Below are 13,717 nucleotides of genomic sequence, written 5' to 3'. Positions count from 1 at the left end.
GGTCTCGTTAATGATGCTCTGATGAGCATCGGACCTTGATGGGCTATCCGCACGTCAGCTCCCAATCGCTACCTCGAGCTCAAAAGGCTCAGCGTCCAGAAGGGGTTGTCTGACGTCGGTTCGACCTGTTCGCCATCCTGCAGCATGCTCAGCAATCGTGGTGGACGATGCTCAATATTACACTAACGTGCTAAATCCAATCGTTTTTCATGCCGACAGCCGCGACGCCAGCGACGCATCATAGGCCGTCTCATGGCGGGTTACCGCCCAGGCGATCCGTGCCGTCTTGTTGGCCAGTGCGACGACCGCCACATTGGCATGCTTGTGCTCGGCCAGGTGCCTGACCCACTGGCTCAGGCCGTCGTCCTTGGTGCCCACATGCCGGAGCACCGAGCGCGCGCCATGCACCAGTAGCTTGCGCAGGTAACTGTCGCCGCGTTTGCTGATGCCCAGCAGGCGGTCTCGCCCCCCGGTGCTGTGCTGTCGCGGCGTCAAGCCGAGCGAGGCGGCAAAATCTCGCCCGCGCCGAAAGCTCTTGCCATCGCCGAGGGCGCCGGCCAGCGCGGTGGCGGTCAGTGGACCGATACCCTGCAGCGTCATCAGCCGCTTGGCCACGGGGTCGGTCTTGGCCTGTCGCTCGAGGCTTGCCGTGACCGTCGCGATGCGCTCATCCAGGTGGCGCAGATCCTCGGCAAGGCCGGCAAGCAGGACACGAAAGGCATCCGTCAGCCCGTTGTCTGCCGCTTCCAGCCAGCGAGGCAGGGCGGCACGCAACTGACCGATACCCACCGGAGCGACCAGGCCATACTCCCCCACCAGCCCGCGTATCTGGTTGGCCTTGGCCGTGCGCTGCCGTACCAGCTCTTCACGAATGCGGTGTGCCGCCTGGGTATCCTGCTGAGCGACGCTCTTGACGGCCACGAAGCGCATACTGGGCCGCCCCATGGCTTCACAGATCGCTTCGGCGTCGACCCGGTCATTCTTGTTGCTCTTCACGTAGGGCGTCACGAACTGTGCGGCGATCAACTTGACGCGATAGCCCCGCGCCTGCAGGGCCCGCGCCCAGAAGTGAGACGAGGCACAGGCTTCCATGCCGATCTCGGCTCCCGCCGGCACCCGCTTGCTGACCGCATTCAGCCATTTTTCGCGGGTGTACTTACCTTGCCACTGCACCTGATCATGGCGATCGACGCCGTGGACATGAAAAACAGACTTTGCGATATCGACGCCGACACGGGTAATGTTCATGACGAGTTCTCCTCACCCTCAGGCTGGTTGGTGTTCTCGCCCACCAGTGTGGCGCAACGACGCCGATATAGGGTGGGGAGGACTCCATCCCATTGCTACCGATGCCATCCCTGGCATAGGACCCCCTCCAGGCCTGTCCCCGGCGCCTCTCGCATCCAACGTCGGAGATACAAGAACATGCTGGAACTGAAAGCCGAACCGCTGACCGCCGAGGCCTTCGCGCCCTTCGGCGACGTGATCGACGCTCGGGCATCGGAGTGGTTTCCCATCAACGCCGGGCGTACCCGGCGCCACCACGACCTGGCCAAGGTCGAGACCCTGGGGGAGGGTGCGCGGACGTTGATCAGCGTCTTCGTCAGCCAGCCCGTCGAGATTCCACTGGAACTCGACTTCCTGGAGCGTCACCCACTGGGCAGCCAGGCCTTCATGCCGCTCCATCAAGAAAGGTTCGTGGTGGTGGTGGCGCCACCGGGCGACGAGATCGACCCTGCCGAGGTGCGCGCCTTCGTCACCGACGGGCGCCAGGGAGTCAACTACCGCGCCGGCACCTGGCACGCCATCCAGTCGGTGCTGGAGCAGGAAGGGGAGTTCCTGGTCGTCGATCGTGGCGGCGAGGGCAGCAACTGCGATGAGACCCCCCTGTCGATGCGAGTCGTCCTGTAACGCAGGATCCATGACCTCCCTATGAGTACCCAAGCCGCTGCAGCGATTTGGGTATTTTTTGGGCGGGTGAGTATTTGAAAATATTTTCCAAATGAGCTTGACGCTCCGTGCCCGCCGACCTAGTTTCGGTATGCAGAAAGTGTTTCCATAAAAAGATCCTCGGCAGGGAGTCGTCATGGCCCGCATGACCGCCGCAGAATCCGGTAGGCTCCAGATGCCTGTACCCGACGCCACGACCCAAGCATTCCATGGTTGGTCCCGGTGGGGCCATCAGCATAGAGGAGAATCCCATGGTCGCCACGCCGTCCCCATCCACCCCCGATGCCATCGCCGTCCTGTCGGAGCCGGAGCTCCTGTGCTGGTTGCGCGGCCTGGCCGGTGAGGCCGTACGCGCGGTGCACCCCGACAGCCTGCTGCCCGGCGAACTCCCCCCGCCGCCCGCCGGCCGCACCGTGGTGGTCGGCGCGGGCAAGGCCGCCGCCGCCATGGCCGCGACCCTGGAGCGCGCCTGGCTGGCCCATCAGCCCGAGGCGCCTCTCGAGGGGCTGGTGGTGACCCGCTACGGGCACGGTATCGAAAATCGAGAGGCGCCCTGCCAGCGCATCGAGGTCCTCGAGGCGTCGCACCCGATGCCCGACGACCTGAGCGAGAAGGCCGCGCGACGCATGCTCGAGGCCGTGGCGCTGGTGGGCGAGGACGACCTGGTGATCGCGCTGATCTCCGGCGGTGGCTCGTCGCTGATGAGCCTGCCGGCACCGGGCGTGAGCCTGGCCGAGAAGCAGGCGCTCAACCGCGAGTTACTGCGCTGCGGCGCGCCGATTCGCGAGATCAACACCGTGCGCCGTCACCTCTCGGCCATCAAGGGCGGGCGCCTGGCCGCCGCGGCTCATCCGGCGCCGGTGCTGACCTGGGTGATCTCCGACGTGCCCGGCGATGACCCGACCCTGGTCGCCTCCGGCCCGACCCTGCCCGATACCACCACCCCGGCGGACGCCCTGGCGATCCTCGAGCGTTACGGTATCGACATTCCCGCCCCGGTGCGGCACCACCTCGAGAGTGCCGGCCGTCAGGCCCCGGTGTCCGATGACCCCGGCTTCGCACGGGATCGTGCCCGGGTGCTGGCCCGCGCCGCCGATGCCCTGGCGGCCGCTCGGGCCGCCGCGGAGGCGAGCGATGTGGAGGTGCGCGTGCTCGGCGATGACCTGGAGGGTGAGGCCCGCGAGCTGGGGCGCGTCCAGGCCCGGCTGGCACTCAGCTGTCAGCAGGAGCTGGCGCGGCCGCTGCTGCTGCTTTCCGGTGGCGAGACCAGTGTCACCGTGCGAGGTGACGGCCGCGGGGGACGCAATGTCGAGTATCTGCTGGGGCTCTTCGAGACACTCCACGGCGCCTCGGGCATCCACGCCCTGGCCATCGACACCGATGGCATCGACGGCTCCGAGGACAACGCCGGGGCCCTGTTCGGCGCCGGCGACCGCGCACGAGCCGACTCCCTCGGGCTTGACCCTGACGCCTTTCTGTCACGCAATGATGCCTACACTTTCTTCCAGACCCTGGACCGACTGATCGTGACGGGCCCCACACGAACCAACGTCAACGATCTGCGGGCCATCCTTATCCTGCCGAGGACGCCATGACGCACCCCCCCCATGCCCCCATCCATGACCCTATCCGCCGTACCAAGATCGTCGCTACCCTGGGCCCGGCCAGCGACCGTGCGGGGGTCCTCGAGGCGATGATCGCAGCCGGTGTCGACGTGGTACGCCTCAACTTCTCCCATGGTTCGGCGGACGACCACCGCCGCCGGCTGGTCGAGGTGCGCGAGATCGCCGCCCGTCAGGGCAGGAGTGTCGCCGCCCTGGGTGACCTGCAGGGGCCGAAGATCCGCATCGCCCGCTTCGCCGAGGGGGCCGTGGAACTGGTCGAGGGTGAGTCCTTTATCCTCGACATGGCGCTGGGCAGCGACGATGGCTCTCAGGAGCGCGTCGGCTGCGACTACAAGACGCTGATCGATGACGTCGCTCCCGGTGACCGTTTGTTGCTCGACGACGGCCGCCTGGTGCTCGATGTCATTGCCATCGAGGGGCGCGAGATCCACACCACCGTGACGGTGGGCGGCAAGCTCTCCAACAACAAGGGCATCAACAAGCTGGGCGGCGGCCTCTCGGCCCCGGCACTCACCGACAAGGACCGCGCGGATCTCGCCACCGCCGTGGAGATCGGCGTCGACTACCTGGCGGTCTCCTTCCCGCGCAACGCCGCCGACATGGCCGAGGCCCGTGAGCTGCTGGGCGAGGCCGGCGCCGAGATCGGCCTGGTCGCCAAGCTCGAGCGTGCCGAAGCGGTGGCCGACGAGGCGACGCTGGACGGCATCATCCAGTCCTGCGAGGCGGTGATGGTGGCCCGCGGTGACCTCGGCGTGGAGATCGGTGACGAGAAGCTGATCGGCACCCAGAAGCGCATCATCAAGCGTGCCCGCACACTCAACCGCGCGGTGATCACCGCCACCCAGATGATGGAGTCGATGATCGAAGCGCCCCTGCCTACCCGGGCCGAGGTGTTCGACGTCGCCAACGCGGTGCTCGACGGCACCGACGCGGTGATGCTCTCCGCCGAGACCGCCGCCGGCGACTTCCCGGTGGAGACCATCGAGGCCATGGATCGAGTCTGCCTGGGTGCCGAGCGCGAGCGTATCGCCCAGGAATCGGGCCACCGCATCCACGAGGGCTTCACCCAGAAGGACGAAACCATCGCGCTCTCCGCCATGTACGCCGCCAACCATCTCTCCGGCGTGGCGGCCATCGCCTGCATGACGTCCACTGGCTACACGCCGCTGATCGCCTCGCGCATCCGTTCGGGGCTGCCGATCGTTGGCCTGGCCCACAGCGCCATCGCCCAGCGGCGCATGGCACTCTTCCGCGGGGTGGTCTCGCTGCCCTTCGATACCAGCGAGATGACGGCCGAGGAGCTCAACGACCGCGCCCTGGCCCTACTGGTGGAGAAGGGTATCGCCGAGCCGGGGGACCACGTGATCCTGACTCGGGGCGACGAGATGAACGCCCATGGCGGCACCAACACGATGAAGATCCTCGACGTCAATGCCGGCCATCTGCCCGGGCAGTGATGGCGGGCAGTGATGGCGGGCATGCCGAGGTGTGCTGATGGCGGACATCCTGTATACAGGATGTCCGCTGAATGTAGTCATTCTGCCTGAAAAGTGCGAAGGTTCCGCTGGGACCATCACCAGCGAGACACTCATGAGCCAGTCCTGGAGGGAAGGGGTCGAGGCCGTCGTGCGCGCCGGCGAACGGATTGGCGACCGCCATATCGTCGAGCAGGTTCGCCTGGCGGTTCTCAGTCAGCGTCTGCCGCCGGGCACGCGGCTGCCGGAGGTGGCGCTGGGTGAGGTCTTCGGCGTCAGCCGCTCGGTGGTGCGTCGCGCCCTGGCTCGCCTGGCTGCCGACCACGTCATCGACCAGCGTCCCAATCAGGTCGCCCGGGTACGCGCGCCCAGCGTGGAGGAGACCCGCGAGACCTTCGCCGCCCGCCGCCTGGTGGAGGGCGAGGTGGCCGCGCTGCTGGCGGGGCGGGGCATCGAGTCTCGCGAGCTGGTCGCCCTGGAGGCCGAGGCGCGGGCCGAGGCCGAGGCACACGGCCGCGGCGACGAGCCGGCGCGCATCGCCCACTCCCTGGCCATCCACCACCGCCTGGCCGCACTCTCCCCCAACCGCGTGCTGGGCGCCATGCTCACCGACCTGGTGATGCGCACCTCCATCGTCATCGCCCTCTACAAGCGGCCGACACTGCCCTCCTGCTACCTGGAGGGGGACCATCCGCGGTTGCTGGCCGCCCTGGGTGAGGGCGATGCCGCGGGCGCCCGCGAAGCCGTGGTTGGCCACCTGGCGAGCCTCGAGGAGCTGCTCGACCTTGGCCATCGTGAGGAAGAGATCGACCTGCGCGCCATCTTCTCCGGCGTCGCCACGAGCTGAACAGCGCCAGGTGCCGCCGCGCCTGAATCCGGCGACAGGCCTGTTCGGGGCGCTGTGCCCCCTCCCTGGGCGCTACCTCGACCTTCCCAGCTCCTCGGCCCCCCTCCAGACCTGCCCCCGGCGTCGCTGGCAACAGGCACACCGGGCGGGTTGTGGGCGTCGGCGGGGTGTCGGACAATGCGGCCATCCATGCCTTGCGGAGCCTCGCCATGTCACCCTTCACCCGCGCGGGGTGTCGCGCCCTGCTGCTGGGGTTTGCCCTGTTGCTGTCACCGTTGGCTATCGCCGCTGAGCCACCCACCGTGGCCGCGGCCTCCGACCTGCAGTTTGCCCTCGGCGAGGCCGCCGAACGCTTCACGGCCGAGACCGGCCGCGAGCTGCGCCTGAATTTCGGCTCGTCCGGCAACTTTCGCCGCCAGATCGCCCAGGGGGCCCCGTTCGAGCTCTATCTCTCCGCCGACGAGGGCTATGTGCTGGCGCTGCACGAGGCGGGCCACCTCGAGGATGCGGGGGTGGTCTATGCGGTGGGACGGCTGGCCTGGCTGCAGCCGCGAGGGCAGGGGGAGCTGCCCCCGGCGTCGGCCCCCCTGGCCGCGGTTCGCGAGGCGATCGACGCCCATGCGGCGGGTCAGGGCCGGCCGCGGCTCGCCCTGGCCAATCCGGAGCACGCCCCCTACGGGGTAGCGGCGCGCCAGGTACTGGAGCGTGCTGAGCTGTGGGAGGCGAGCGCGCCGCTGCGGGTGCTGGGCGAGAACGTCTCCCAGGCCGCCCGTTTCGCCCTTACCCGTGATGCCCGTGGCGGCCTGGTGGCCTGGTCGTTGGCCCTGGCACCGCCCATCGCCGCGCGCAGCGAGCATGTGTTGATTCCCGAATCCTGGCATGCGCCACTCATCCAGCGCATGGCGTTGGTCGAGGGTGCTGGTGAGACAGCGCGGGCCTTCTATGCCTGGCTGCAGCAGCAGGAGGCGCGCGCGATCCTGGCCGGCTATGGTTTTCGCCCCCCCGATGATGGTTTTCGCCCCCCCGGCGATGGCCTCCGCCTCCCTGAAGATGCTGGTCCCTGATGGACTGGATCGCGCTCTCGGTCTCGCTCAAGCTGGCGGCCCTGACCTGCTTGTTGCTGCTGCCGGTGGGGCTGTGGCTGGGGCGCACGCTGGCCACCAGCCGCTCGCGGGCCAAGCCGCTTGGCGAGGCACTGGTGGCCCTGCCGCTGGTGATGCCGCCCACAGTGCTGGGCTTCTACCTGATGCAGGCCTTCGGCGTCGAGGCGCCCTTCGGGGGGCTCTGGCAGCGGCTGTTCGGAGAGGGGCTCAACTTCACCTTCGAGGGCATCCTGATCGCCTCCCTGGTGGCCAACCTGCCCTTCGCGGTGCAGCCGGTGCAGCGCGCCTTCGAGGCGGTGCCGGCCAACCTGCGCGAGGCGGCCTGGTGCAGCGGGCTGTCGCCATGGCACACCCTGTGGCGCATCGAGCTGCCGCTGGTGTGGCCGGGTATCGTCTCGGCCCTGGCCCTCACCTTCGCCCATACCCTGGGCGAGTTCGGGGTGATCCTGATGGTGGGCGGCGCCATCGATGGCGAGACCCGCACCCTGGCCATCGCCATCTACGACCGGGTGCAGGCCTTCGATGAGGCCGGCGCCGGGATCATGTCGGCCATGCTGCTGCTGGCCTCCTTCCTTACCATCGGCGTGGTGTACGGCATGGCGGGTCGACGGAGGGGGTGCCGTGGTTGAGCCTGCCGCCCCCGCCGTCAGCCTCTCCGTCAGCCTCCACCAGTCGGGGCCCATCCCGCTGGCCGCCGAGTTCCACTGTGCGGCCGGCGAGCTGCTGGCCCTGGTGGGTCCCTCCGGCAGCGGCAAGACGACCCTGCTGCGCGCGGTGGCCGGGCTCTACCATCCGGCCGCTGGGCGCATCGCCTGCGGTGGTGCCCTGTGGTTCGATGCCGGCAGACGACTCTCCCTTTCCGCTCAGCGACGGCGTGTCGGGCTGGTGTTCCAGGACTATGCCCTCTTTCCCCACCTGACGGCGTTGGGCAATGTCATGATCGCCTTGGGACACCTGCCGTCCGCCGAGCGCCGCCGGCGGGCAGGGGAGTGGCTCTCCCGGGTGCGCCTGGATGGCCTGGCCGGGCGTCACCCCGGCGAGCTCTCCGGCGGCCAGCGGCAGCGGGTGGCGCTGGCCCGGGCGCTGGCGCGCAATCCCCAGGTGCTGTTGCTCGATGAGCCCTTCTCGGCGGTGGACCAGGTCACCCGGCGGCGCCTGCAGCGCGAGCTGGCGCTGCTGCGTCAGGAGATCCGCATTCCCATCGTGCTGGTCACCCACGATCTCGATGAGGCGGCGGCGCTGGCGGACCGCCTGTGCGTGCTGCACGCCGGTCGCACCCTGCAGGATGGCCCGCCGGAAGCGCTGTTCCGCCGTCCGGCCTCTGCCGCGGTGGCCCGACTGCTCGATCGCCACAACGTCTTCGAGGGCGAGGTGGCGGAGGAGGGGGGCGAACGCCGCCTGGCCTGGGGACCATGGCGCCTGGAGGTGGCCGAGGGGCTGGCGTCGTTGCCGCTGGGCGCTCGAGTGACCTGGTATCTGCCGCCCTCCGACGTGGTGCTGCATCGCCGTGGGCGACCTTCGCTCGGCGAGCGCGAGAACCCGGTGAGTGCTCGCGTCGAGGAGTTGGTGGTGCTGGGCGGAATGACCTCGGTGACCCTGGCCTTCGACCATACCCCGCGGCGGCTCGGCTTCGAGATTGCCACCCATGCCGCCCGCCGCAACGGCCTGGCCCGGGGCGAGGCGGTGCGAGTCTCGCTGCTCGCCGCCGGGATCCACCTGATGCTGGATGCACCCGCCTCCGGTCATTATCCCAGGAGCCTGCCATGAAACGCCTCCTTCACGTTGCCATCCTGCTTCTGGGGCCGCTCATGATCGCCAAGGCGAGCCGCGCCGAGACAGCCGCGGAGCGCTGGTGGCTCGCCGTTCACGGCGACTCGGGAAAGCATGCCTTCCGGGTCGAGGTGGCGGATGATCCGGCCGAGCGCCGCCGCGGTTTGATGGGGCGCGAACAGCTCGCCGAAGGCGCCGGCATGCTCTTCCTCTATGCCGCCGAGCGGCCCGGTGGCAGCGGCTTCTGGATGTACAACACTCTGATCCCGCTGGATATCGCTTTCATCGACGGGGCGGGGCGCATCGTCGCGACCCATACCATGCAGCCCTGCGGCTCGAGTGTTCCCGCCGACTGTGCGGTAACCCGCTCGGGGGAGCCCTATCGGGCAGCGCTGGAGGTCAACGCCGGCACCTTCGAAGCGCTGGGTATCGTCGTGGGTGACTGTGTCGCCTGGCCAGGGGCGGAGACACGCTGCGAGTAGGGCGACCGCGGGCTGTCATTCAACGCTGGGCGCCTTAGAATAGGAGCGAGCGGCCTTGCCGCCGCATCGTACACCCCATAACCATAATCGCGCCTCGAAGCCCCTGAGGCACCGCTGCAAGGACATGCCATGATTAACCATCGACCGCTTGCCAAGCTGGCCGCCGCCCTGGCCGGCGCCGCCGTACTTTCCGCCTCGCTCTCTGCTCAGGCCCGTGAGATCGCCGTCTCCACCGTGCTCTCCGATGCCTTCCCCTGGGGCCAGGCGGCGGAGAAGTGGGCCGAACTGGTAGAGGAGCGCACCGAGGGGCGTATCACCATGCGCGTCTACGCCAACTCCCAACTGGTCAACGGCGACCAGACCCGTGAGTTCTCCGCCATGCGCTCTGGCCTGATCGATGCCGCGGTGGGCTCCACCATCAACTGGTCGCCCCAGGTGCCGGAGCTCAACCTGTTCTCGCTGCCCTTCTTCCTGCCCGACGAGGCGGCGGTGGATGCCGTGACCGGCGGCGAGGCCGGCGAGATGATCTTCGCGGCCATCGAGTCCCGCGACGTTATCCCGCTGGGGTGGGGCGAAAACGGCTTCCGCCAGCTCTCCAACTCCCGTGGGGCGATCGACGAGCCCGCCGATCTGGAAGGACTGAAGATTCGTGTGGTGGGCTCGCCGCTGTTCCAGGACACCTTCGACGCCCTGGGCGCCGACCCCACCCAGATGAGCTGGGCCGATGCCAAGCCTGCGCTGACCACCGGCGCGGTGGACGGCCAGGAGAACCCGCTCTCGGTGTTTGACGTGGCGCGTATCGACCAGGTGGGGCAGGAGCATCTGACCCTCTGGAACTACATGAACGACCCGCTGATCTTCGCCGTGAACCGTCAGGTGTGGGAGTCCCTCGCGGAGGGCGACCGCGAGATCCTGCGCGAGGCCGCAGTGGCGGCGGGCGAGTGGGAAATTGCCATGACCCGCGAGCAGGAGGGCGAGCGGCTGGCCGCCATCCAGGAGCGTGGTGTCACCGTTACCGAGCTCTCCGATGATCAGTATCAGGCCTTCGTCGAGGCCACCGCCGGCGTTCACGACGAGTGGGTTCCCGAGATCGGCGAGGAGATCGTCGAGGCCGCCCGAGCCGCCGTCGAGGCACGCTGATCCCCGCTCTTTCTTCCGACTGACCGGCCGGCCCTCGTGGCCGGCCGCTGCCTTGTGAGGTATCCATGACGCCCTCTCCCGATGCCAGGCCGGAGCGCTGGCTGGCCGCCCTGGCCCTGGTGATCATCTCGCTGATCAGCCTGGGTAATGTGGTGACCCGCTATATCACTGGCGGCTCGCTCGCCTTTACCGAGGAGTTTTCGGTGTTCCTGCTGGTGGTGCTGACTTTCGCCGGTGCCGCCGTGGCGCTGCGCCGCAACGGCCATATCCGCATCGGCATGCTGGAGCGGGCCCTGCCTCCCGGCCCGCGCCGGCTGCTGGTGCTCTTCCAGGGGCTCTGCGGAGTCGTGGTGCTGGGCATGATCACCTGGTTCGGCGCCCGACTGGCCTGGCAGGAGTACCAGTGGGAGAGCACCTCGCCGGGGCTGGGGTTGCCCCAGTGGTGGTATATCGTCTGGCTGCCCGTGCTGGCGGCGGTGATGCTGGTGCGCCAGCTGCAGCAGACATGGGACCGCCTGCGTGGGAGGCTCGCTGATGAGTGCTGACCTATGGATGCTGCTGGCCTTCGCCGGGCTGCTTATCGCCGGGGTACCGGTGGCCTTCTCCCTGGCGCTGGCCGGGGCGGTGGGCATTCTCAGCGGGCTGTCTCCGGCGATGCTGGCCACACTCGGCACCAATACCTACAACGGCATCGCCAAGTACCCGCTGATCGCCATCCCGCTGTTCATCCTGACCGGGCTGATCTTCGAGCGCTCCGGGGTGGCGCTGCGCCTGGTGCGTTTCGCCCAGGCGCTGATCGGACCGCACCACGGCGGCCTGGCCCTGGTGGCGGTGCTGGTGTGCATGATCATGGGCGGGATGAGCGGTTCGGGACCGGCGGATGCCGCCGCGGTGGCCATGGTGATGTTGCCAAGCATGACCAAGGCCGGCTATCCGAAGCCCTTCTCGGCGACCCTGATCGCGGCCTCGGCCTCCACGGCGATCCTGATCCCGCCCTCGGTGGCGCTGATCCTCTACTCCATCGTGGTGCCGGGGGTGGACCTGCGCGCGCTGTTCGCCGCGGGGCTCTTCCCCGGTATCCTCGCCGGCCTGGCGCTGCTGATACCCGCCATGCTGGTGTCCCGGCGCCATGGTTGGGAAGGGAGTGGCCGGGAGGGCGGCGCGTCGGTCGCCGGAGCCGAGCGCCTCAGGGTAGGCGAGACCTTCACGCAGGCACTGCCGGCGCTGTTTGCGCCGGTACTGATCCTCGGCGGGCTGCGCTCGGGGCTCTTCACGCCCACCGAGGCGGCGGTGGTGGCGGTGGCCTACGGGGTGGTGATCGGGCTCTTCGTCACCCGCGAGCTCGGCTGGCGAGATCTGTGGGCGCTGTTTGGCGAGGCGGCAGTGATCTCCGGGGTGGTGATGTTGATCATCGCCCTGGCCGGCATCTTCGCCTGGGCGGGCACCATGCTCGGCACCTTCCGCCACCTGGCAGAGTGGATCATCTCGCTCTCCGACAGCGGGGTCGTGCTGCTGGTGCTGGTCATGCTGGCGGTGCTGGCTGCCGGCATGCTGCTCGATGCCATCTCCATCTACCTGATCATGATGCCGATCCTGATCCCGGTGATGCAGCATTTCGAATGGAACCCGGTGTGGTTCGGCATCCTGCTGGCGATGAACATCGCCATCGGCCAGTTTACCCCGCCGGTGGCGGTCAACCTGATGGTGACCACCGAGGTGGCGAAGATTCGCCTCGAGCAGACCGTGGGCTGGGCGCTGCTGTTCGTGGTGGCCATGGCCGGCGCCCTGGCGCTGGTGGCGGTGTTCCCTGAGATCGCCCTGTGGTTGCCGCGAACCCTCGGCTACAACGTGGGGTAGGTTGCTACCCTGCCTGCAGCTCGTCGAGTAGACGCCGGAAGAGCGCGGCGCTCCTGGCATCGAAGAGCACGAAGCGCACCCGCTCCAGGTGCGGGCAGCGGGTCAGGGTGGTGGACACCGTCTCCAGTGCCACCCGCGCGGCTTCCTCCAGCGGGTAGCCGAAGGCACCGGCGGAGAGCGCCGGGAAGGCGATGGAGTGCAGGCCCTCGCGTTCGGCAAGCTCCAGGGCGTTGCGATAGCAGTCGGCGAGCAGTGCCTCCGCCGGCTCATCCACACCGTAGACCGGCCCCAGGCAGTGGATCACGTACTGGTTGGGCAGCGCGAAGGCCGCGGTGATCACCGCCTCGCCCGGGCGGATCGGCGCCAGGGAGCGACAGGCGCGGTCGAGCTCGGGGCCAGCGGCGCGGTGCAGGGCGCCGGCCACGCCGCCGCCGGGGCGCAGCTGGGCGTTGGCGGCGTTGACCACCGCCTCGATGTCGGGCTGCCGGGCGATATCGCCCTGGATACATTCGATCATGCGGCCTCCTCGGTTGTGTTCGTTCAGGGCCGCCACAGCGGCAGCCCGGCGAGGTCGTCGCGACGGTCGCGGGAGAGCGGCAGCTGCTCCCGGGCCTCGGCCAGCGCCGCATTCGACAGCGTCAGTCTCTGCCACCTCTCCTCCGGGCCGAAGTCCATCACGGGGTGCGCCTCGTCCACCAGCGGCGGACAGAGCAGGGAGTGGCCCCAGGCCTCGCCGGCGCGGTTGAGACTCAGCCACCACTGCTGGTTCTCCATGGCGCGGGCGGTGACGAAGGCGTGCCAGCTGGCGAAGGAGAAGTCGCGGGTGAAGGCCACCGGGTGCAGCACCAGCTCCACTCCCTCGGCGGCCAGGCGCCGTGCCAGTTCGGGGAAGCGCAGGTCGTAGCAGATCATCACACCGACCCGCCAGCCGGCGATGTCCAACACCAGCAGAGACTCGCCGGGCGTGAAATGGGCCGCTTCGGCGGAGGCACCGAACTGGGCACAGTGCAGCTTGTCGTAGACGCCGGCCAGGGCACCATCCGGCCCCACCAGCACCTGGCTGATATGGCGGCCCCGGGCGCTGCGACGGGCGGTGCCATAGGCGATGGTGCACTCCAGGCGCCGGGCCAGCTCGCTGAAGCGTTCGTGGACCGGCCCCTGCAGGTCGTCGTCCAGGTCCCTCAGGCAGGCGAAGGCGCTGCTGCCGTACTCCAGGGTGGTGAGCTCGGGCAGCACGATCAGGTCGGGACGACTCGCCTGGCAACGGGACTCGATCTCGCGGCTCAGCTGGCGCAGCCAGGCGAGCTGGTCGCCGCGGCAGCGAATGGCGGGTATGGCGGGTTGGCAGGCAAGCAGTTCCATGGGATCTCCTGGGGCATGCGACCTCCCGTGACCTGCGACCAAGGGGCACGGGAGCCATTCGCGGTGGTCGGCCTATAATAGGCCCCGTCCATCTCCTTCCCTCAGG

Annotated in this window: 14 protein-coding genes; 11 read left to right on the top strand and 3 right to left on the bottom strand. The window is 68.8% G+C overall.

From position 1 onward, the window contains the following. Positions 1-207: 207 nt before the first annotated feature. Positions 208-1,248, bottom strand: coding sequence for an IS110 family RNA-guided transposase (locus tag NFH66_RS12765; RefSeq protein ID WP_023006782.1), 1,041 nt, complete (start codon positions 1,246-1,248; stop codon positions 208-210). A 177-nt stretch (positions 1,249-1,425) separates the two neighbouring features. Here NFH66_RS12765 and NFH66_RS12760 point away from each other — a divergent pair, with 177 nt between their 5' ends. The 11 genes from NFH66_RS12760 (at position 1,426) to NFH66_RS12710 (ending at position 12,249) form a co-directional block, all read left to right on the top strand. After that, positions 1,426-1,911 carry an ureidoglycolate lyase gene (locus NFH66_RS12760; RefSeq protein WP_349610602.1) on the top strand — a complete coding sequence of 162 codons (486 nt, stop codon included), beginning with the start codon at positions 1,426-1,428 and terminating at the stop codon, positions 1,909-1,911. A gap of 290 nt (positions 1,912-2,201) precedes the next feature. Further along, positions 2,202-3,545: a glycerate kinase type-2 family protein gene (locus tag NFH66_RS12755; protein WP_349610601.1), complete on the top strand. Its 1,344-nt coding sequence runs from the start codon at positions 2,202-2,204 to the stop codon at positions 3,543-3,545. Continuing rightward, positions 3,542-5,032: a pyruvate kinase gene (pyk, locus tag NFH66_RS12750; RefSeq protein WP_349610600.1), complete on the top strand. Its 1,491-nt coding sequence runs from the start codon at positions 3,542-3,544 to the stop codon at positions 5,030-5,032. The genes NFH66_RS12755 and pyk overlap by 4 nt, the downstream gene beginning before the upstream one ends. Positions 5,033-5,165: 133 nt before the next feature. Next, entirely contained in the window at positions 5,166-5,897 is a 732-nt protein-coding gene (locus NFH66_RS12745) for a GntR family transcriptional regulator (RefSeq protein ID WP_349610599.1), read from the top strand. Positions 5,898-6,106: 209 nt separating this feature from the next. Beyond that, complete coding sequence (modA, locus tag NFH66_RS12740; RefSeq protein ID WP_349610598.1) at positions 6,107-6,961, top strand: molybdate ABC transporter substrate-binding protein; 855 nt, start codon at positions 6,107-6,109, stop codon at positions 6,959-6,961. Beyond that, on the top strand, positions 6,961-7,629 hold the full coding sequence (gene modB, locus NFH66_RS12735; RefSeq protein WP_349610597.1) for a molybdate ABC transporter permease subunit: 669 nt from the start codon (positions 6,961-6,963) through the stop codon (positions 7,627-7,629). Before modA ends, modB begins: the two co-directional genes overlap by 1 nt. Further along, positions 7,622-8,767, top strand: coding sequence for an ABC transporter ATP-binding protein (locus NFH66_RS12730; RefSeq protein WP_349610596.1), 1,146 nt, complete (start codon positions 7,622-7,624; stop codon positions 8,765-8,767). Before modB ends, NFH66_RS12730 begins: the two co-directional genes overlap by 8 nt. Continuing rightward, complete coding sequence (locus NFH66_RS12725; protein WP_349610595.1) at positions 8,764-9,252, top strand: DUF192 domain-containing protein; 489 nt, start codon at positions 8,764-8,766, stop codon at positions 9,250-9,252. Before NFH66_RS12730 ends, NFH66_RS12725 begins: the two co-directional genes overlap by 4 nt. Positions 9,253-9,381: 129 nt before the next feature. Next, positions 9,382-10,392, top strand: coding sequence for a DctP family TRAP transporter solute-binding subunit (locus tag NFH66_RS12720; protein ID WP_349610594.1), 1,011 nt, complete (start codon positions 9,382-9,384; stop codon positions 10,390-10,392). A gap of 65 nt (positions 10,393-10,457) precedes the next feature. Further along, positions 10,458-10,937: a TRAP transporter small permease gene (locus tag NFH66_RS12715; RefSeq protein ID WP_349610593.1), complete on the top strand. Its 480-nt coding sequence runs from the start codon at positions 10,458-10,460 to the stop codon at positions 10,935-10,937. Then, a complete protein-coding gene (locus tag NFH66_RS12710; protein ID WP_349610592.1) occupies positions 10,927-12,249 on the top strand; it encodes a TRAP transporter large permease in 1,323 nt (440 codons plus the stop codon). The genes NFH66_RS12715 and NFH66_RS12710 overlap by 11 nt, the downstream gene beginning before the upstream one ends. Before the next feature lie 4 nt (positions 12,250-12,253). Here the strand turns inward: NFH66_RS12710 and NFH66_RS12705 are convergent, their stop codons facing one another. Continuing rightward, positions 12,254-12,766 carry a macro domain-containing protein gene (locus NFH66_RS12705; RefSeq protein ID WP_349610591.1) on the bottom strand — a complete coding sequence of 171 codons (513 nt, stop codon included), beginning with the start codon at positions 12,764-12,766 and terminating at the stop codon, positions 12,254-12,256. Between the two features lie 23 nt (positions 12,767-12,789). Continuing rightward, positions 12,790-13,611: a carbon-nitrogen hydrolase family protein gene (locus NFH66_RS12700; RefSeq protein WP_349610590.1), complete on the bottom strand. Its 822-nt coding sequence runs from the start codon at positions 13,609-13,611 to the stop codon at positions 12,790-12,792. Positions 13,612-13,717: the final 106 nt, after the last annotated feature.

The organism is Halomonas sp. H10-9-1, from assembly GCF_040147005.1.
Classification (GTDB): domain Bacteria; phylum Pseudomonadota; class Gammaproteobacteria; order Pseudomonadales; family Halomonadaceae; genus Halomonas.
This window is presented reverse-complemented; position numbering and strand designations above follow the sequence as displayed.